The sequence below is a fragment of the uncultured Lacinutrix sp. genome (assembly GCF_947500605.1).
Lineage (GTDB): Bacteria > Bacteroidota > Bacteroidia > Flavobacteriales > Flavobacteriaceae > Lacinutrix.
Genome location: NZ_CANMSJ010000003.1, coordinates 250,009 through 273,011, shown reverse-complemented (window position 1 = coordinate 273,011; position 23,003 = coordinate 250,009). Strand labels below are relative to the sequence as shown.

The following is a 23,003-nucleotide window of genomic DNA, read 5'->3' as shown; positions in this document are numbered from 1 at the left end:
AAAAAGAGAAGACGTGCTAACCGTCACAAAAAGAAGAAGTAATTCAAAAAAGTAGTTTTTATAACTACTTTTTTGGTTTATTAAAAACAACGTTCTTTGAAAACGAACTTAACTATTATCACGTAAGACCTTGCGTGTAGTCTAAGTTCTTCGGATTTTTATTAAAAAATCCTGTGAATGTCTTATTTATTTAAGACATGATGTATGGCTAAATTTTGCCAAACAAAATAATGTATAATCCATCTGTTATACCTAGTGTATAATAGATTAAAATTAACAGTATGAATAAAGAATTGATTATCAGATCTAATTCTGACGGTGTTGATTTTGCCTTATTAAAAGATGGAAAACTTATTGAATTACATAAGGAAGAAGATAGTAACAACTTTGCTGTTGGTGATGTGTTTATTGCCAAAATACGTAAAGCTGTTCCTGGACTAAATGCTGCATTTGTAAATGTAGGTTACGAGAAAGATGCATTCTTGCATTATCACGATTTAGGGCCAAAAATATCTTCTCTCTTACAATTCACAAAACGTGTAAGCACAGGTAAATTAAATGATTTCTCATTAAAAGATTTCCCATTTGAGAAAGATATTGACAAAGACGGCAAGATTGCCAATGTTGTAAAGTCAAATCAATCAATGTTAGTACAAATAGTAAAGGAACCTATATCTACAAAAGGCCCAAGAATAAGCTCTGAGCTTTCTATTGCTGGTAGATATATAGTTTTAGTCCCTTTTAGCGATCGTATTTCTATTTCTCAAAAAATAGAAGACAAAGCAGAAAAAGACAGACTGAAACGTTTGGTAAAAAGTATTACACCAAAAGGTTTTGGAATTATTGTGCGAACAGTAGCCGAAGGGAAAAAAGTAGCCGAATTAGATAAAGATTTACAAAATTTGTTAGGTCGTTGGACCACAATGTGTAAAAAGCTACACAAAGCAAATCATCCTTCTAAGGTACATGGAGAGTTAAACAAAGCCTCTTCAATGTTAAGAGATATTTTTAACGACTCGTTTACCGGTATTCAAGTTGATGATGAAGCGCTTTACAATCAAATTAAAGATTATGTGCAAGAAATTGCACCAAAAAAAGAATCAATAGTCAAGTTACATCAATCTAACACTCCTATTTTTGAAAAATTTGGAGTCGATAGACAAATTAAAACTGCCTTCGGGAAAACAGTTTCAATGGCTAAAGGTGCCTATTTAGTAATAGAGCATACAGAAGCTTTGCATGTTGTTGACGTAAACAGTGGAAATAGATCTAATAAAGCTAATTCCCAAGAAGAAACAGCCTTAGAGGTTAATATGATTTCTGCTACTGAAGTTGCCAGACAGCTTCGCCTTCGAGATATGGGAGGCATAATTGTAGTCGATTTTATTGATCTTAATAAAGCTGAAAACAGAAAAAAACTCTTTAATCATCTTCGTGATGAAATGAAAGATGACAGAGCTAAACACAAAATATTACCTCCAAGTAAATTTGGATTGATTCAAATTACAAGACAAAGAGTAAGACCTGAAATGAATATTAAAACCAGAGAGGAAGATCCTAATGGTGGCAATAGTACTGAAGAGGTTGAAGCTCCAATTGGAATATTATCTAAAATCAATCATGATTTAGAGGTATTATTAAAAAAAGACTATGGTAAGGTGACTTTAAACACACATCCTTTTATAGCAGCCTTCTTAACAAAAGGCTTTCCATCTATTCGTTCAAAATGGTTTTTTGAACACAAAAAATGGGTTAAAATACAACCCAGAGATGCTTACACATATTTAGAATATCATTTTTTTGATAAAAATGGTGAACCAATAAAATAAAAAAAGTCGCAACTTACGTTGCGACTTTTTTTGTTTATATACTAAAATGAATATTAAAATTAAAGACATAAAAAAACCAGAGAAATTAACTTCTCTGGTTTTTACTTTATAACGCCATGTTAATAATATAGAATACTCTATAAATAGCTTTAAATTATATTTTAACTAGCTTTTTAGCGCTTGACACAGAATTTCCATCACTTATTCTTACAAAATAAACTCCTGCGTTTAAATCGTCTAAATTGTTAATGGTAATTGTTCCTGATTGATTACCTGAAATGGCTTCTTTTCTAATTATTCTACCATGAATATCGAATAAAGTAATTGTTAAGTCTTTTATTGAAGAAGGCTTGTTTATCTTTATTTGAGAGTTAAATGGGTTTGGAGAGATATTAAAAACCTCTAAACTAAGCGCGTTAACACCAAGTGACTCTTCAATAATATTAACTGTATAATCCTCCACTTCACTATCTTGACCAGCCTCAACAACATCTCCACAAGATCCTGATATAGTGTAATATTGTCTAGATGCCACTCTCATTCTAGTAGACCCTACAAGAACACCACTAGGTATTAAAAAAGAATTGGATCTTGGAGATGCTTCTGTGGTTCCTACTGCATCATCCCAAACTTTTTCGTTACTGTCGTCAAAATCTCCATCTTGATTATAATCTATCCAAACTGAAACTCCCGAAGCGTTGTAACTTGTTGAAACTTGCATACTGTAGGTTTCTCCTTTTTTTAAATCTACAGGTGATAAAGATGTATAATCTGTATAAGCTACATTAGTACTAGAAGATGAATTAATAGAAGTACTATTTTCTCCATTTAATAACACATTACTTATATGCCCAGCAGCAACACCTTGTGCATCACAATATGTAATTGCTAATGTTGTAAAATTAGTAACAGTACTATATGCAGATTGTGTACCACCACAATCGCTTAATACTTGAAATTCATAATTTGTAGATAAGGTTAAACTTGTTAAAGTTATACTATTTACAGATGTAGTTTCGGTTAACCATGTGCTTGCTCCTACCTCCCTGTACCTAACCTCGAAAATTGTATTACCTAAGTTATCCCAAGATATATCTGCAGAAACATTAGAAGGAACTACACTAATATTCGACGGCACCTCTAGCGCATTAATTATAACGTTTTGATTTGCTGTAACTACGTTACCATTATCGTTAAAACTCCATTCTACTATATTAGTACCAGAACTATACGTTGTAGGATCTGTAGTTGTACCTGTAAGCACAGTACAATTGTTAGACATAACCTCTGGTGCATCTACTGTAATTGAGCAATAGCTAACAACATCTTCTAATGTTGGACTAGCAATAGGATCTGTAGACAATGGACCAACATACTCTAATTTAACAATAACACCTGGATTTGTAATAGTTACAAAACCTCCTGATGATGGACCAGATGTACCTCCAGAATTATCTGTAACAGCATAAATAGTTAAACCATCTGGAGAAATAGCAATATCTCTGTAACGATCATCAGATGAATGAAGCTCCTCGTAATAATCACCCACTACATCATTTCCATCTGGTGTTAATTTTGCTCTAAAAATAGTTCCTCTTTTTAATGAAGGAATTAATAAAGATCTATCCCAACAAGGAATGTTTCCTGTTTCGTGAATATCTATACTTGAAGGTGCAATACTTGGCCAAGATAAAAATCCTCCTGATGGATCTACATCTGTTGTACTATTATACGTCCCTATTGGAGGTTGAAAATCTGAAGGAGGACCACTAGGAAAAGACTCGAACTCTGTAAACGCAGTCACTCCATTTGGACAATTGTGATCGCTAAAATCACCTGCATTACATCCACCTCCTAAAGAAGACCAGTTACAATATGCATAAGCCATATTATCATAATAACCAGCAATTTCTGGCCAACCATAATTTTTTCCTGCAATAACCTTATTAAGTTCATCATCTACTTTTGCTCCATGTTCAGAATTATAAAGTGTACCATCTTGAGCAAAAATAATTCCTTGAGCATTTCTATGTCCATAAGTATAAACATGACTTTGTACACTATTGAAAATAGGATTATCTGTTGGTATAGAACCATCTGTATTAATACGTAATGTTTTACCTGGGTAACTATCAAAATCTGTTGCAGATGTTGGTAACACTTGAGCTAAAATTGGATCGCAAGCATTATCAAATTGATTAGCGCCTTGATCACCAATAGTATAATATAATTTTAAATCTGGGCCAAAAATTAAACGTCCAGAGTTATGATCTGCACTTCCTGGCATACCTTCAACAATAGAACCATTTACGTTTCCTGTACTTGAATCTTCGGTTAATAATCCTGTAACACTATTATAAAGTAATCTAACAATTCTTGTTTTTAAAGTACCTGCATCGTCATAAGTATAAGATGCAAAAACGTAATTGTTTGTTACTGTATTAATATTGTTATATAAATCTGGATGTATAGCCATACCCATTAATCCTCCTTGCTTAGATGTTGTAATTCTAGAGCTAAGATCTATCATTGTAGAGATAGTACTATTTGCTATATTAAAATTCACTATTTTTTCTCCTATTCGTTCTGTTATCCAAAGATTATCATCTGGAGCATAAGTTATTTCCCATGGGAAATCTAAAGCATTATCACTAGTAATGTTAGTAACAGTCCAATCTGGACCATCGGTTGTAGGAGTTTGCGCATTTATAAATGCTAGGCAAAATATTGCCATAAAAAGTAAAGTTTTTTTCATACTCTGTTTTAATTATTATTTAGAATTAATTACCACTTTTTTAGTTATTGTAAAACTAGTAGACGTTAACTTGAAAAGGTAAGCTCCCGTTTGTAAACGCATTGGGATATTTATTTTACTATCTGAAGTATTAACCTGAGATTCTAAAACTATCTGACCCAACATATTAATTACTTGAATATTATTTATCTCCTTATTTAAAGGGTTGTTAACTGTTAAATTACCATTGCTAGCAAACATAGTTATACTATTATTTTCCTGAAATTCTTCTACAGATAAAAGTGCCGGATCTGGTGTAAATACAATCTCAAAACGACCATCTATAACACCCGACTCTACAGTTACTGTATATGCTGCATTTCTAAGATTGTGATAGATATCATTATCTTTTAAATAGATATCTAAAGTTGGATCTACGTTTTCAAGTGCATCAATTCCAATTTCAATAATTCCTCCATTTACTGTTTTTACGCTTAATGGTAATACTGTTGTATCGGTTGTTTCATTTGTACCTTGTATTACAAATTTATCATTTGCAAAACTCCAAAACATATCTTCAACATTGTCGTCATCAATTTTAGCATCGTATCCCCAATCGTAATCTATAGTTGTATTCTCATCTACAGTTAAAAGAAGTTGTCTTTTGTATGTTTCTGGGGATATAAAACTAAATCTAAATTTAGTCCTTAAATCTTCTATAGCATAATCTTCATTAGTAGTATTATTACTATCATTTCTAAAGAATATAGATTCAGTATTACCTGCTTCTTTAACAAAGATTCTTTGATCATTTTCAAATTTAATATCACCAGTACTAATACCTTCTACAAAGAAACCTTGACCTACAGGAACATAACGACCAGGTGTTTTAAGACTTTGCGCTCCACCTGCTTCATTTCCTCCTGTTAAGTAGTTGTGCTGAATTGCAGGAACTCCTCCAGAAAGATTGTAGAATCCATAACCTCCTTCGTACTCTAAAGTATTATGAGTTCCTCCTGCAAAATGTTCCCAAAAATAAAGTAGCCCACTAAGGTTTAAATTATCTAAAATAAAAGCATCTCCATCCAGTGCCGATGCATATGGGTTACCAACTAAATAAGTGTTATCTGTTGTTATTGGCAGTAGTATTGTACCATTGTTAGGTTTACCCGAAAAAGTGTAATTTTGTTGATCTGTAACTGCTCCTGTTCCAGGCCCTTTCATAGAATAGCCTTCTCCAACCTTAATATCTCCAGTCTCGAATACTTGTTCCCAGTTATAGTAATCAGTAGCAAGATTGCTATATTTCCATAACCAAAAACGAGCCGTTTGAATTGGTGAAGTCGCATTATTTCCATCATAACCTCCAATAAAATTAATAGCTACTGGATTAATAGGATCTGTTCCATCCATCATAACATTACCTACAGTATAAATTTCATTTCCATCTACTGCAGCGTTTGTATCACTAGAATGTACTGGAGAAGAAAAGTAGTTATATGTATATAAATTCTCTGTTCCTTGTTGGTCTCTTTCTAGTTTACCATTAGCTCCTAATACTAAGTCACTTTCGTTAGTTTGAACTAACTGAGACTCACCTGCAAGATCAATAAACCCATTTAATTCTAAATACCAAGTGTTTTTAATTTCGGCATCTGTATTAACTTCAAACTCTTTACCTGCTTCTACAAACAAACCTAATGTTGTATGGCTTGTATCTGTATCTACATTATTATTAATATCTACAATAGACCATGCTTTATTATTTACTTCGTCTGTAATATCCCAAACATCTCCATGAAGCCATGTTGCTGTTGTAGACCATGCTCCATCTATTACTGTTTGGTAAGGTAATGGTGCTGTTTGAAAGTAAATATCTTTAATATTGTAAAGTTTAGCTCCTGTTATTTGATCTATAGCTGGTGTTACTTTATTATCTGTAATATCTCCTTTATAGCCATCCATTTTATAATAACGTAATAAGTTACCTCCAATAGCATTAGCTGAAATATCTTTAGGTATAATTTTACCTTGATTAAAATTTTGGGTTTCTTCTAATTCTTGATAAACCGTTCTTTGTATTTCTTCTTCTGTTAAAGCGATATCGAATACTCTTACTTCGTCTATTTCTCCATGAAAGTAATTTGAATCTGTGTTAGCAAGTCTTCCTATAGTAAAATTAGATGTATCATTATTAACACCTCCAGAACCTGCTGGACTTCCTTGCGCCTCTCCATTTACATATAAAACAGTTTGAGAGCCGTTTGTTGTTGCAGCAACATGTACCCAAATAGCATCTGTAACAAAATCTGTCGATGTTAAAATAGCAGCACCATTTAACATTACAGTAACTGAGCTGTCTGAATCATTAACAATCAAATAAAAATTATTTTGACCTGCTACAATTCTATTAGTATTTAAAGTGTTATCTCCTTCAGATTTTATCCAAGCAGTAATTGTTGCATTTCCGTTAGCAGTAACATTAGCATCTTCTACGTAATCATTTCTTCCATCGAAGAAAAGGCTATACGAATTATCTAAATCTCTAGGCCCACCAAATAAATTATCTTCACTATCAAATGCGCTTAAAAGCCCATCGTTGTCTGCATCTATATTACCATCTACAATACCATCATTATCTGTATCTAGTGCATCATAAAGTGTATTATCTATATCATTACCATCTGCAGGATTATTAGCTGCATCATTACTATCTACATCTAAATAATCTGGTACTCCATCTCCATCTGTATCTAAAGGATACTGGTAACCGTTAGTACCAAGTCCATGATCATCTGCATCTCCATCATCATCATTACTATCTATTATAGCTAAAACGCCGTCTCCATCGAAATCATCATTATTTATTCCGGTACTAATATCTGAACCATCTCCAACTCCATCGCCATCAACATCTATATCTCCATTGCCATCATTTTCTACAGCATCAAAAATAGAATCGTTATCTGAGTCTAAATCTACATAATCTGGAGTCCCATCATTATCTGTATCTAAAGCAGTTGCTGTTTCATATATATCGCTCATTCCATTACCATCTGTATCTGCTCCCGGGCCAATTAAAGCCACTCCATTAGCATCTAAATCTATATCTGCTCCTAAAAAAGGAGGTCCATATTCGTAAATATTAGGAATCCCATCGTTATCATTATCTAAATCGAAAACATCAGCGACACCATCTCCATCTAAATCACATAATGATTGTGTAATATTAATATCATCTATCGCTAAATCGTTACCTAATCCTCCTGGAGAATTGTTAACAAACTGAATTACAAATTCAGACTCATTAATACTGAGTGAAGTACCAAATTCTTTCCAAACAGAATCTACACAATTATTTCCTGAAGTACATCTTGTAATATCACCAGTATCGAATGATGCTAACACCGTAGAATAATCTGAAGTTAAAAAATTAATTGTTATATTAGGGTTTATTCTTGGTAGCTCTCCACCTGAAAATCTATTATCTGCATTATCTATATTAATAGCCCAAAAACTATAATTAATAGGTACGTTTGGTAAAATACCCGAAACTGCTGTTTCATAAAAAACACCCGGATCTACATCACCATTAAATATTGCCATTCTACCGTTTGTATCTCCTGGCGTATGGTCTTCTCCTTTATACCAAGCATAATACCCAAATGTTGCGATGTTTTCTCCATTGGCAGTAACAGCATTATTAGTTGCATCTCCATTGGTTATTGAATAATGTACCGCATATTCTCCATCATTTAAATTTACATCGGCATCACACTCTTCTCCTGTTTGTCCATTTATTCCATCTTCATAACAATACGATGTAGTTACACCGTCTGTATTACCATTAATTGCAATTCTATTTATTCCTGAACCAAAAGTTTCATTTAAAAATTGTGTTTCTACAACTGATGCGTTACTATACATTAAACATTGTAATTGCTCCTCACTATCAGAGATACCATCATTATCATCATCAACATCTATATTATTAGATATTCCATCTCCATCTGTATCTGGATATAACTCTGCTCCTTCACCTATTATAGTATATGTAAATGGGTTTTCATCGGGATCATTACTGTCTATAACAACAACTGCCGTTATATTACTAGTAATAGTACTTGGGTCGAAACTTACAGAAAATGTTTCGAAACCTCCTGGAGCAATTGTTGTTCCTGCTACAGGCTGAGCTGTTACAGTAAAATCTGTACTTGAACCTAATTGCAATGCTACAGGTAAAGCACCTAAAATTAAGTCGTTAGAACCGCTATTAATTATTTTAAAAACTCTTGTTTTAGCTCCTCCGTTGATATCGTAAACTCCAAAGTCTGTAAAACTAGAAAACGTTGTTGTTGTTTGTCCGTTTACAATCTCTGTATTATTACCAACTACAGTAATATCTTGTGGAGCAAATGGATCTAGAGAAATTTTTACTTTATAATCTTCAAAATCTTCAACTACACCTGTTGTTCCACAAGGATCTCCTGGAGACCAATATTGTCTTAAACCAATACGCATGGTTGTTACTCCAGATACTGCTGTTGCAGGCACAATAAAAGACTGTGCTGCGAATGGATATGGGTTTTGATTCTCTTCACCTCCTCCAGCACCGCCAGAACGGTAAACACGTTCACCATCATCGAAAATATCATTTTGATTAAAATCTATATAAGCCACCCAACCTGAACGATGATTATATGAAAACAAATTTTCATTACCTTCTATTAAAATAGAAATATCGTAAGCTTCTCCGTAGTATAAATCGGCAGCTGGTATATTTGTATAATCCTGATATCCTCCACCATCTCCAGAATCATAATTAATATCTACCGTTTCTCCTGGCAATGTAACATTGGTAATATAACGAACGCCATTAGAACTAGACACAGGTGTACAATACGCTCCAGAACTTAATGTTACAAAATTATAAGTTGTAGAATAAGAAGATTCTGCTGCACCACAAGCACTTGAAACTTCTACATCGTACTCTGTTAAATCATCTAATCCTGTTATATTTGCAGTATTAGTAGTTGCTGTTATACTGGACCAAGTTGTAGTACCTGTTTTTCTATATCTTATTATGTAAGTTTCTTCACCTAAAAAATCGTCCCAACTAATTGTTGCTCCAGATTCTGTTATTGTAGAGATTGCAATATTATTAGGTGGTACTAATGCTTCAATAATAACATTTTGAGTTGCTTGTACTGTTTCTCCAGGACCATTATTATAAACCCAAACAATTGAACCACTACTTGTAAATGTAGTTGACCCAGATGAAGAAGTTAAAAAAGTTGGTGTAATTAAATTACATCTAAAAGATAAATCTGCAGGTGTTGGTACCGTATAACTACAATATGCATTTACATCTGGCAGTGTTGGTGCTACCATAGTACCCGAATAATTATTTACTGTAACAGTAGAAATACATGTATCTGTTTGGCCTTCGTTATCGGTTACTGTTAATGTTACATCTACAGGAGTTCCTACATTAGTACAATTGAAAGTGTCAATATCTATAGAATAACTTACAATAGTTCCATCATCTGACGAAGGAAAAAGCATATTATCTACATCCGTAGATACTATAGTTGCGTCACCATTTGAATCTAATTCTATTGTTATGTCTTGGCAATTTGCTACGGGTGGATTTGATGTCGCTACTATATGCGTTAAAAAAGCATCATCTATGTAAATTATTTCGTTACCTCCCGATGAATCAGCAATTAATTCTATATCAAAACTAAAACTTGTTGAGCCATTAGGTATAGATAAAACATAAGCGTTTGCAACACCTGTTCCATTGTTTACATTAGAACCAAAGTTAACTTCACCATTACCACCTTGTATTAATGTAACTGTTGTAGGAACACCATCTATATAATATATTAAGTCTGCTCTATCATTTGCGCTTAAAGCATTATTAGATGCATACCCAAATGAGAACTCAACATTTGTTAGACCTGTTATATCTATTTGATCAAATTCTACTTTCTCTAAATCTTCATAGTAATCTATAATTTCTAGGCTTCTAGTAGGACTAATAAATTTATCTGTAGTGTAACGAATTTGACCATTATTAATAGTGGCCGTAAAATTCCAATTATCACCTCCATTATTAACACCTTGTCCTCCGTTATTAACATTAGTATAACCGGTAGCTATAAACTCATTTTTAACAATAGTCGTTTGAGAAAATACTTGAAATACAAAAAAACATAAAAAGACACTCAACATAAGTGTCCCATAATTAGTTTTATTTTTAGTAATCGCGTGTCTATTAAAAACCGAAAAGCAGATTGATTTCATAATTATTTATTTAGGTACGTTGTTTTTAAAACAGACTATTAATTAATGTGTTATAAAAAACACTTACGCAAATAATTATAATCTAGTTTCAAAAAACTAAGCTAAAATGCGTATTTAACAGACCAATATGTAAATATAGTCAAAAAATAAATTACAAAATCGACGAAGTGCAATTAAAACAGATTAATAACATATTTCGAATTGCTTTTTAACAAATCGAAAAATAATTTTGAAAAAATTAAAAACAAAAAAAGACGCAACATACGTTGCGTCTTTTAAAATAAAAATTATTATAACCTAAGTTATTTAGTTCTTGTTAATTACTACTTGGTCCACCACTCATAATTCTAAACTGAGTTCTACGGTTTAATTGGTGTTGGTCTTCTGTACAATTATCACCACAATCTACTGCTAATTCTCTTTCGCCTTTTCCAGCTCCTGAAATTCTTATAGCATCTATACCTTTAGAGATTATATATTGCACTGTAGTTTTTGCTCTTCTATCTGACAAAGCATCATTATAACGGTCTGATGCTCTTGTATCTGTATGAGATGTTGCATAAATAACCATGTTTGGATACTTTTTCATCGCTTGCACTAAGTTATCCAACTCAAAAGCAGCTTTAGCTGTAATGTTAGATTTATCGTAATCAAAATAGATTGGGTTTAAGACAACACGTTCTACTTCAATAATTTTTTCGATTGGATCTAATGCAATCTCTACTGCTACCTCTTCTTCATTACTACCTTCTATAGACAATTTATTACTTTCGTAATCTGCCATTGTTACTTGTAGCTCTGTTTCTGTATCACATTCTACAATGTATTCTACTACTCCTTCTGCGTTTGCTGTTTTAGTAGACAAGATATTACCTTTACTATCTACTAAAGATGCTGTTGCTCCCGCTAAAGGTGCTTTTGTTTTGTTGTCTAATATTGTAGCTATTATTTGTACATCGCAAAGTGGTTGTATTTTTTTTATCGCATAAATATCATCATCTCCTTTTCCACCTTCACGGTTTGAAGACACAAATCCTTCTCCTGTTTCTTCGTTCATTGAAAATGCAAAATCATCTCCGTTAGAGTTTATTGGTATTCCAACATTTCTAATTGGTGCTAATTTATCGTCAATCTCTTTTGTGTAGAATACATCCATACCACCAAGACCTAAATGACCTGTTGAAGAAAAATAAAGTGTATTATTATCACTTACATGTGGAAACATTTCATGACCTTCTGTATTTACTTTCTGTCCCATATTTACTGGAGAGCCTACTTGTCCGTTATCATCTATAGTTGCTTTGTAGATGTCGTATTTTCCAAAACCACCTGGCATATCACTTGCAAAGTATAATGTACTTCCGTCTGGGCTTACGCTTGGGTTTTTTATAGAATAGTTTCTACTGTTTATTGTTAAAGCTTCTATGTTAGAGAATTTATCTCCACTTTTAGTTGCTTGAAACATATGTAATACACTGTACTTTGTGTTAGATACTGAATCCTTCTCGTAGATGTTTTCGTAAAAACTTTCTCTTGAGAAATATACTGTTTTTCCATCTGGAGAGAATGACATAAGACCTTCGTGGTATTTTGTATTCATTTTATCTCCTAACATTGTTTCCTCTTGATAAGATCCATCTTCAGCTTTTGTAAAAGAATACATATCTAAAAACGGTTGCTCATTCCATCCGTAATTTTTTCTAGAATCGTTTCTTGCTGAAGAGATGTATAATTTTCCATCTTTAATAGTACCTCCAAAATCTGATACAGCCGAATTAATATCCATATTCTGAACATTAAACTTCTTACCACCTTTTAAAATTTTTGGTAAGTAATCTGGATTAGATAAGAACATAACTGCTCTATCGTCTCCTGGGCGCATAGAAGCAAACTTTTTCATTTGAGCATTAGAGATTTCGTACTTTCCGTTTGCTTTTAGCATTTCAGAATACTTATAAATCATTTCTGGCTCTTGAGAAGTTTCTAAGGCTTTTGCATACCACTTTTCTGCTTCTACAGTATTAAATATATTGTAATTAGATTCTGCTAAACGTCCATAAACGTAAGCGTCTGCCTCTCCTTTTTCTGTTAACTTAGTATAGTCCTCTATCGCCTCTACAAATTGATATTTCTCAAAATGTTTATCAGCTTTCTTTGTTGCCTTAGTTTGCGCTGTAACGCTAAAGCTAGTTAGAATGACTAGTGTTATAATTAATTTTAAATGTTTCATCTGGTCGTGTCTTTTGTGTTAGCTTATGTGGTTTAGAAATAACGTGGTGAACGTGATACTTTTTTTGGTAAATCGATATCGAAGTTTATAAAGATCTCGTGAGAAGCATCTGTAACTACGTTTAATTCTGATTGAATAGCATCGTAAGCATAACCAATTCTCATTGATGGTGAAACCATAAAGTTTACCATACCACTAAAAGAATCGTCCAGTCTGTATCCTGCGCCTATTTCTACTACATCGTACATGAATAGATTTAGGTTTACATCGTAACTTATTGGTGCATCGAAAGCAAACTTCATTAAAGCGTGTGGCTTTAATTTAAAGTTTTCTGATAAATCAAACACATATCCTGCAGCTGCAAATAAATGTTCACTTTCAGATCCTATTTTTCTACCATCTCTATCTAAATGTGTTCCATTTAAAATGTTAGGCATTGAAGCAGATAGATACCAACGGTTAGGTTGGTATAAGTATACACCTGCACCTACATTTGCTGTAGTCTCATTAACATCTTGAGAGAAAAATGGATCATCAGCATCTATAGTTTCTACACTTGTTAATCCAATATCGTGGAAAGTAGCTCCGGCTTTTAAACCGAAAGCTAATTTTGTAATGTTTCCTACTGGTAAAGTATAAGAGAAATCTACATAAGCATTGGTTTCTCTTACTGGTCCAACTTCATCATTAATTAACGATAAACCTAAACCTACTCTGTTTCCTACCGGAGAATGTATAGATAAGGTTCCTGTACTTGGTGAGCCTTCTAAACCTACCCATTGGCTGCGGTATAATGCACCTATGGATACACTTTCGCTTGATCCTGCGTATGCAGGATTAATTACATTCATGTTGTACATGTATTGCGTGTACTGCGGATCTTGCTGCGCTTGTACGCCTATAACTACTAGGAATACTATATATAGTATGTTCTTCATCTGTATTATTATTGGTTTCTAGTTGGTTCGATTATTTGTTTTCTCTGTTGACGTATACCCAAGCAGCTTTGCTTTTGTTTCCTTGGTAATCCATTACATAGTAATAAGTTCCTACTGGTAACTCATCGCCATCTGAAGATTGACCATACCACTCGTTTGTATAATTAGTCTTCTCGTAAACCTTAACTCCATTTCTATTAAATATTGTTAAGATTTGAACATCAAAACTACTTAAATCAAATGTATCGTTTAATCCATCGCCATTTGGAGAAATACCTTGTGGTATTACACAAGATTCTAATTCGTAGACGGTTACTTCTTCAGTTGATGTACATTGAGCACCGGCTGCATTAAATGTTACCATTATTTCGTAATCTCCTGCTAAAAGCACTGTGTCTAAAGTAAGTCCTGTTTCTCCAGGAATTACAACTCCTTCATAAAACCATTGTATAGTAACTTCAGATTCTGTATAATTATCTGCAGTTGGCGCTAATATTATAGGTGCATTAGCATTAGGACATACCTCGTAAACGGTACCAGCATCAAAAGTAGTACTTGGAACATCTTTTACTATTATATTAAAAGTTGTTGTCTTATAACAATCTGATGCTGCATTATTTTGTATTCTAACAAAAATTGTTTGTGTACTAGAAGTATTAGAGTATGGAGATACTAGTGCATTTACTCCTGCATCAGCATCTGCTTGAGATGCGTGATAAGTAACTACAAATACCGTTGGATCTTGACCATTAAGAACAACTGAAGTATTTTGCTCAAGGTCGAATTCTTCAACACCATCTCTAGATTCGTCATCACATAACTCTAAATCATTTACACCAGTAATATCAGGAAGCGCTCCTAAAACAACCAATTCGAATGATGTATTAGTACTTGCACAACCAGATCCAGATCCTACTGAATCAACATCTTCTACTCTTACAAAAATTATTGTACCATCTGCAGCAGAATATGGCGAAACTAAAGCGTTATTACCAGTCTGTGCATCGTTTAAAGTTGCATGATATGTTACTAAGAAGTCGTTTGGGTCTTGACCTGGAGCATTTAATATAATGCTTGAAAGTCCATTTAAATTAAAGTCTTCTACTCCATCACCAGATTCATCATCACAGGTTGTAATTGATACTTCATCTTGAGGAACAATATTTACTGTTGCTGATTGATATAAATTAACAACTACCGTTTTAGTATCGTTACCCATACATTGATTATCGTAAGCAGTTACAGCATAAGTATTAGATTCTGTTACTGTAATTGAAGAACTTGTTAAAGTTGTATCTAAAATACCGTTTACATACCACTCGTAAGCATCTGCAAAAGGAGAATCTGCTTCTAAAACAATAGAATCAAATCCACATAAATTAGCTATAGATGGTGTAGTTTCATCGTTATCTTCGTCAATAAACACCGCATCTGCACTAATTATATCTACCTCTATTTCACCACTTAAAGTTCCTGCATTTGGATCTGGGTTATTAGGATCTAAATTTGTCTGGTTTATTTGTATAATTCCAGGATCTTGATCAAAATTAGTAATAAGAACAATATAAATATCTCCTGCCACGGCACCAGTAATTATAAAATTCTCTACAGCTGCTGCAGAATAACTACATGCAAAAACTGGTGTTGAAGGATAATCACCTCCTGAACAGTAATCGTCTCCTGCACTAAATGGTCCCCAAACTGCAAAATCAACATCTAATTCATCTCCTATAGGGTTTCCTAAAGCGTCAAATGCCGTGTTCTGAACCATTTCTATATCTATATCTCCCGAAGTACCAATTTCAACAATACTAAATGTTGGATTAGGAGAAGAACCTAAACAATCTATTGAACCAAGACCTGGAGTAATACCAATAGTATTAAAGGTATATAAATCATCTCCTCCTGGACAAAGATTTTCTGTTGTATCACATGTTATATTTGCTGGTGCTTCGTATGGTGTAATACATATATCGAAAGTTGTTGTTTCTGCATTTGAACCGCCAGAAAATATTCTTATATAATATGTGTTACCTATTGTTAAAGCAGGTGTAACACTTGCTAATTCAGCATCAGTACATGCTATTTCTACTAATGTTCCACAGTCTCCTTCATATAATGCATGGTCTATATTAAAGGTATTACTTCCTTGTATATTTGCTAAAGCTATAAGTTGAAATTCGCTTGTAGCTACAAATTGAAACCAAACATCATCATCTGTATCACCACCACATGTAGGATTAGGAACTCCTGAAGGTGTTGCTTCTAATAATGTTCCTGGTGTACTAACCTCACATAAAAAACTATCGTTTACAACAGCTACTGTTGCGTTACCACAGTTATCATTTGATGGAGGACAAGCTGCTAATTGTAAAGCAGAACTTGTAATTATACAATTTACGTCTTGATCATTACTTACTGTAAAAATAACATCGACATTAAAAGGATAAGGTCCAAATTGAGTTATTCCTGTTGCAGAAACTGATACAGCTGGATTACCTTGGTTATCTTCTATAGAAACTGAAGTTGCGTCTCCTAAAGATGTTACGTCTACATCTACTAAGAATTGATCACCATTAGCACAATCATCAACTACTTGATAAGTTGCTGTTGGGTTTATACAAGTTGCACAAGACACAGTAATATCTAAAGGATTAATGGTAGTACTACTTTGACAACTAATAGAACCATCTGATGCTATTGTGAAAGAAATAGTATCTCCTGTTGATTGAAAAGTTAAACCTCCTAAATCACCTCCGTTAGTATCATTAAATAATTCTGTACCATCAGTATCATAAACAACTAATTCATCACAACATGATTCTACATTTCCAGAATTAATTGTAAAGTTTAATGCCGAGCCATCTGTACTAGTAAATGTAAATACGTTAGTATCGTTACTGTCGTAACAATAGTTAATGTTTTGTGGCCCTACAGCACAATCCACCGCGAAGTTAAGTTGCACATCTGTATTAAAATTATAAGGTCCAGCCCAAACGCTTTGAGTTCCACCACAATCTGCTAGTACATATACTTCGTAAGCAGCAAGTCCAGATAAGCCAGTAGCCATAAATCCTGGCGTATTAGTTACTGTTCCTGGTCCTGTTGGAGCGCCAGTTCCAGCTGGTTGTATTACGTATTCCCATTGTGTTTCTCCACTGTTTGCTGTCCAAGATACATCTGCTGTTGTATCTGTTATATTAATTGCAACAATATTACTTGGTGCAATACAGAAACTACCACAAGTTTCTACTGTAATTTGGTCTAAAGCAATATCTCCTTCAAAACCAATACCTGTAGCTCCATAGCTAAATTCTAAATAAACTACTTGTCCTAAATAAGCATCTAAATTGATTCCTATAGGCACCCATGCTTCCGCATCTGTAGATTGGTAATCTCCAATCCAAGTATATTCTGTAGTAAATGGTCCCGTAGCACTTGTTCCTACATTAACATTTAATGTTCCAATATCTTCTCCAAAAGCATGCATAAAGAATGCTAATTCTGCTCCATCTGTTGCTGTAGTTAAATCTATAGCCGGTGATATTGCTGAAGCTATATCAGATGCATTTCCAGAAGCTTCATATTCTAAATGCGCTCCTGTATTTCCATCGAAAGAATTCGCTGGTCCTGTTCCTCCTGAGTTCCCTCCTGCATTTGTAATTCTCCAGTTACCATTTGAACCATCGAAACCTGTTCCTGTCCAACCTGCTGGATCAACATTTGCGGCATCCCCAAAAGTTTCTGTATATATAGTAGATGATGTTCCACTTGCACAACTAACACCTACTGGTGCTGGCGGTGGCGTGTTTAATGTTGTAAAGTTTACTGGGCCAAAATATTGACTCTGTCCACTACCACAATCTGCTAGTATATAAAATTCGTATACTGTACTTGAAGTAAGAGTAGTCACTAAAGTAGGATTTGTTGTAGTAACAGTTCCTGCTCCTGTAGGAGTTCCAGTTCCTGCTGGCTGAACAACATATTCCCATTGTGTTTCACCATTATTTGCTATCCATGAAACATCTGCAGTTGTATCTGTTATATTAGCTACAACAATATTACTAGGCGCAATACAGAAGTTACCACAAGTTTCTACTGTAATTTGATCTAAAGCCATATCGCCTTCCCAGTCATTACCTGTAGCTCCATAGCTAAATTCTAAATAAACTACTTGTCCTAAATAGGCATCTAAGTTAACTCCTATAGGCACCCATGCCTCTGCATCTGTAGCTTGATAACTTCCAACCCATGTATACTCTGTAGTAAATGGTCCTGTAGCACTTGTTCCTACATTAACATTTAATGTTCCAATATCTTCTCCAAAAGCATGCATAAGGAATGCTAACTCTGCTCCATCTACTGCTGTAGTTAAGTCGATTGCTGGTGATATTGCTGAAGCTATAGCTGATGCATTTCCAGAAGCTTCATATTCTAAATGTACTCCTGCATTTCCATCAAAAGAATTCGCTGGTCCTGTTCCACCTGAGTTTCCACCTGGATTTGTAATTCTCCAGTTACCATTTGAACCATCGAAACCTGTTCCAGTCCAACCTAATGGATCTACATTTGGAGCATCTCCAAAAGTTTCTGTAAATATGGTTGATGATGTTCCACTTGCACAACTAACCCCTAATGGTGCTGGTGGTGGTGTGTTTAATGTTGTAAAATTTATTGGCCCTACCCAAATACTGTTACCATCTGCTCCTGTACAATTTGTTCTTACATAAGCTTCATAAGCTGTACTTGGTGTTAAGCCTGTAACATTGTATGGCATATTATTAGTTGTAGAAACACCTGTATCTGTATCTGCTGGTGTTCCTGTTCCTGCAGCTTGCACTACAATTTCCCATGCTGTTCCAATTCCCGCTACCCATGAAACATCGGCAGTAGACTCACCTAATGTCGTTGCTGTTAGACCTGTTGGACTTGGGCATGTTACATTAAAAACCGATACATCATCGAAAGCTACTCCTTCATCAGGAACAGATCCATCTGATCCAAAAGCAAAACGCAATATTACACTAGATTGCCCAGCTAAACCTGCTAAGGCATTATTAGCTGTTACCCAACCATTAGAACCTCCGCCATCTCGTCCAGTCCATCCTATTTGCTGACCTCCTGGATTTCCGTTTATAGTTCCATCGTTGTACCAGTTACCTGCATCTCCTAACGCCCCAACATTTACCCATGTTGTTCCTCCATCTATTGAAGATTGTAAAACTGTACCATCCCAACTATTTTCTGACTCCCACCAAATACTAAAAGATATAGCAGGTGCTGCTAATGCTGAAAAGTCAAAAACAGGACTAGTAACTGTTGATGATTCTGAATTATTATAATTTCCATTTAAATTTGTTGCCCAAGAATTTGCTCCCGAAGCCGCACTATTTATAACTGCAGAAATCGGTGTTCCCAAAGCCCATGTTCCGTTTGTTGCATTATCTGCAACCCATCCTCCATCTCCCGATTCGAAATCCTCAGAATATGGATAAGTAGTAATTTGTGCATTTACATTGAACCCAAAAAGTATGGTTGCAAACGCCAATAAAAGTGTAATTTTTTTCATCGTTGCTAATTTCTATTAGTATAAGTAATGTACTAAACTAAATAAAAATTTAATCGTAAGTTCTATAAGTTTCTCTTTATAGATTAAATACATTTATTCACGATTAAAAGTGTTAATTTAAAAAATGTTCGATCTCTTTGTTTTTAACATACACAGCTATTTTCTTACATTTTATGGTGCAGGATTTGGTATTGTATTATGGATAGCATTAATAGCATCTAATAGTTCTTTACTTAAATCTATATTTATACTATTAATATTTTCCTTAAGCTGTTCTAAATTTGTTGCTCCTATTATATTACTTGTTAAAAACTCTCTTTGATTTACAAACGCTAATGACATTTGAGCTAAAGACATATTATTAGTTTCGGCCAACTTTAAATATTGCTGTGTAGCTTTTGTTGCTTCTTCACCACTGTACCTTGCAAATCTTGGAAACAGTTTTAATCTTGAATTTTCTGGTGCTGCATTTTTAATGTACTTTCCAGACAGCACACCAAATGCCATTGGAGAATAAGCTAGTAACCCTACATTTTCTCGCATTGATATTTCGGCCATATCTCCTTCGTAAACTCTATTTAAAAGTGAATATGCATTCTGGATTGTTACTGGTCTTGCCAAATTGTTATTTTTAGACTCCTCCAAATAACGCATAGTTCCCCAAGCTTTCTCGTTTGATAAACCAATATGACGAATTTTACCTGTTTTAATAACAGCATCTAAACTTTCCAAAACTTCTTTAAAATTGTCTTCCCACTTATCGTTTGGGTTGTGTTTATAATCTCTAACTCCAAAGGTATTTGTTTCTCTTTCTGGCCAGTGTAACTGGAACAAATCTATATAATCTGTTTGCAATCTTATTAACTCGTTATCTACAGCCTCTTTTATACTTTGCTTACTAAAACCTGTGGTTCTAATATGTGCAGTATAATCTCCGTTTCCAGCAATTTTAGATGCTAAAATTACTTTTTCTCTATTTCCTGTTTTTTTTAACCAAGTACCAATAACCTTACTTGTTGCACCTTGCGTTTCTTTGGTGGCAGGCACAGGATACATTTCGGCAGTATCTATAAAATTTACACCTTGATCTATTGCGTAATCTAGCTGCAAATGTCCTTCGGTTTCTGTATTTTGGTTTCCCCAAGTCATAGAGCCTAGGCAAATTTTACTCACTTTTATATCTGTGTTTGGAAGTTTTGTGTATTTCATAGTTTTAATAAATAGTAATTTTTCTATAAATATAAAAAAGACCTTTCTTTAATAATATAAAGAAAGGTCTAAATGTTTGTTAAGGTATATTCTCGTTTAGAAAATATCTGCTGGTAATCGCGTTAAGGATGGAGGCATTGTTGAAGCTCCTCGCAGAGAGCGACTGCCGAGAGCCTGACCGAGGCAATGCTTTTTTTTTTAGCATTGTCTTGGTAACGCCCAAAAATTAAATTTCGTTTAACAACTTAGAAATCTCATCTAATTTTGGAGTTAAAATAACTTCTATACGTCGGTTTTTGGCTTTCCCTTCTGCGGTATCATTACTTGCAATTGGCAAAAACTCTCCGCGTCCTGCGGCTGTAAGATTTTCTGGATTTATATTATTGTTTTCTCTAAGAATTTCTACAATTGCTGTTGCTCTTTTTGTAGATAAATCCCAGTTCCCTTTAATTTGACCTGAACCAGAATAAGGTGCATTGTCTGTATGACCTTCTATTAAAACGGCAATTTCTGGATTATCACCCAAAACGTTTCCTAATTGTTTAACCGCCTTTTTACCCTCTACACCTACTGCCCAACTTCCAGAGTTAAACAATAATTTGTTTTCCATTGAAACGTACACTTTTCCGTTACGTTGCTCAATGGTAAGACCTTTTCCTTCGAAATCTGTTAATGCGTTTGAAATTGCATTTTTTAAACTAGTCATTGCTGCATCTTTTGCTGCGATAACGCTTTCTAATTCTGCAACTCTATTAGATCGTGCTTCAAGTTCTTTTTTTAATTGTTCTAATCTCGCATTTTCTGAAGCTAATGCTTGCTCCTTTGCTTCTAACTGAGCCAATAGTTCTCTATTTTTTTTAGAATTGGCTGCAATTGCAGATGAGCTATTAGATTCTAAAGCGTCGTAAGATGCTTTAAGGTTTTTGTGTTCTTTAACTAGTGCCTTATAGTTGGCATCTAAAAGATTTTTATCAGCCGTTGTACTATCGAAATCTTCTTTCGTAAATTTCAGTTCGTTATCTGCTTTGGTTTTAGCTTTTAGTAAATCGTTATAATCGTCTTGTAAGCTTCTATTCTCTTTTTTTAATGCAGCGTATTTATCTTCTAAATTTTTATAAACTTTTGGAGACACACATGATGTTGCTACGAGTAATAATAAGGCTATGACTGTGAATTTGTTTTTCATCTTTGGGACTGTTTTTATTTTTTATGCGTTTAAGTTTTCTAATTCTACTAGTATAGGACAATGGTCACTATGTTTAGCTTCTGTTAGTATAACGGCTCTTTTTATTTTTTCTTGTAACGGTTTTGTAACCATTGCATAATCTAGGCGCCATCCTTTATTGTTTGCTCTAGAATTTGCTCTATAACTCCACCAGCTATACTCTACTCTTTCTGGGTTTAAGTATCTAAAAGAATCTACCAAACCACTCTCAATAAAATCGCCTATCCATTCGCGTTCTACCGGTAAAAACCCTGAAACGTTTTTCATTTTTGGATTATGAATATCTATTGCTTCGTGACATATATTATAATCTCCACAAACAACAAGATTAGGCACCGTATCTCTTAATCCTGTTATGTACTCTTGAATTTCCGCCATATAATTAAGCTTGAATTCAAGCCTTTCTATATTGGTTCCAGAAGGCAAATACATACTCATTATAGAAACACCATCGTAATCTGCACGAATATTTCTACCTTCAAAATCCATGGTTTCAATACCTGTACCGTACTCGACATGGTTTGGTTCTGTTTTACTTAAAATAGCAACACCACTATATCCTTTTTTTTGTGCGCTATACCAATAATTGTATTTATAACCTGCTTCTACAAACAACGACAAATCTAATTGCTCTTCCATAGCCTTAGTTTCTTGCAAGCACACAACATCTGCATCTGCACTAATTAACCATTCTATAAAACCTTTTTTAATTGCAGCACGTATTCCATTTACGTTATAAGAGATTATTTTCATGTATTTGTTTTTATTTTTTTTCAACTATTTCATGCTATTTGTTATTAAGTATAAATACAGGATAATAACGTTTTAACATGGTCGTTTCATTATATATTATTGTTATTTCTGCTAAAATAAATAATGCGTTACTTTTACAACATTAAATAACTCCTAAATTAAACATAAACTATTAACAAAATATATTGCTTTGTTTTTAGTTTAACT

9 protein-coding genes are annotated in these 23,003 nt (G+C 33.9%); 1 reads left to right on the top strand and 8 read right to left on the bottom strand.

Translation table 11 applies throughout. From position 1 onward, the window contains the following. The first annotated feature begins 281 nt into the window (after positions 1 to 281). Positions 282 to 1,829, top strand: coding sequence for a ribonuclease E/G (locus Q0935_RS06365; protein ID WP_299250121.1), 1,548 nt, complete (start codon positions 282 to 284; stop codon positions 1,827 to 1,829). A 154-nt stretch (positions 1,830 to 1,983) separates the two neighbouring features. Here Q0935_RS06365 and Q0935_RS06360 read toward each other — a convergent pair whose 3' ends face one another. From Q0935_RS06360 to Q0935_RS06325, 8 genes are all read right to left on the bottom strand, one after another. After that, positions 1,984 to 4,584, bottom strand: a complete 2,601-nt coding sequence (locus Q0935_RS06360; protein WP_299383516.1) for a PQQ-dependent sugar dehydrogenase — start codon at positions 4,582 to 4,584, stop codon at positions 1,984 to 1,986. 15 nt (positions 4,585 to 4,599) lie between these two features. Continuing rightward, positions 4,600 to 10,872, bottom strand: coding sequence for a LamG-like jellyroll fold domain-containing protein (locus Q0935_RS06355; RefSeq protein WP_299383513.1), 6,273 nt, complete (start codon positions 10,870 to 10,872; stop codon positions 4,600 to 4,602). Between the two features lie 316 nt (positions 10,873 to 11,188). Continuing rightward, complete coding sequence (locus Q0935_RS06350; RefSeq protein WP_299383510.1) at positions 11,189 to 13,102, bottom strand: OmpA family protein; 1,914 nt, start codon at positions 13,100 to 13,102, stop codon at positions 11,189 to 11,191. A gap of 32 nt (positions 13,103 to 13,134) precedes the next feature. Further along, positions 13,135 to 14,040: a type IX secretion system membrane protein PorP/SprF gene (locus tag Q0935_RS06345; protein ID WP_299249042.1), complete on the bottom strand. Its 906-nt coding sequence runs from the start codon at positions 14,038 to 14,040 to the stop codon at positions 13,135 to 13,137. Positions 14,041 to 14,071: 31 nt separating this feature from the next. After that, on the bottom strand, positions 14,072 to 19,609 hold the full coding sequence (locus Q0935_RS06340; RefSeq protein ID WP_299383506.1) for a gliding motility-associated C-terminal domain-containing protein: 5,538 nt from the start codon (positions 19,607 to 19,609) through the stop codon (positions 14,072 to 14,074). A 171-nt stretch (positions 19,610 to 19,780) separates the two neighbouring features. Continuing rightward, complete coding sequence (locus Q0935_RS06335) at positions 19,781 to 20,818, bottom strand: aldo/keto reductase (protein ID WP_299250131.1); 1,038 nt, start codon at positions 20,816 to 20,818, stop codon at positions 19,781 to 19,783. A 226-nt stretch (positions 20,819 to 21,044) separates the two neighbouring features. Then, entirely contained in the window at positions 21,045 to 22,004 is a 960-nt protein-coding gene (locus tag Q0935_RS06330) for an OmpA family protein (RefSeq protein WP_299250133.1), read from the bottom strand. Between the two features lie 21 nt (positions 22,005 to 22,025). Continuing rightward, positions 22,026 to 22,796, bottom strand: a complete 771-nt coding sequence (locus tag Q0935_RS06325; RefSeq protein ID WP_299250135.1) for an exodeoxyribonuclease III — start codon at positions 22,794 to 22,796, stop codon at positions 22,026 to 22,028. Positions 22,797 to 23,003: the final 207 nt, after the last annotated feature.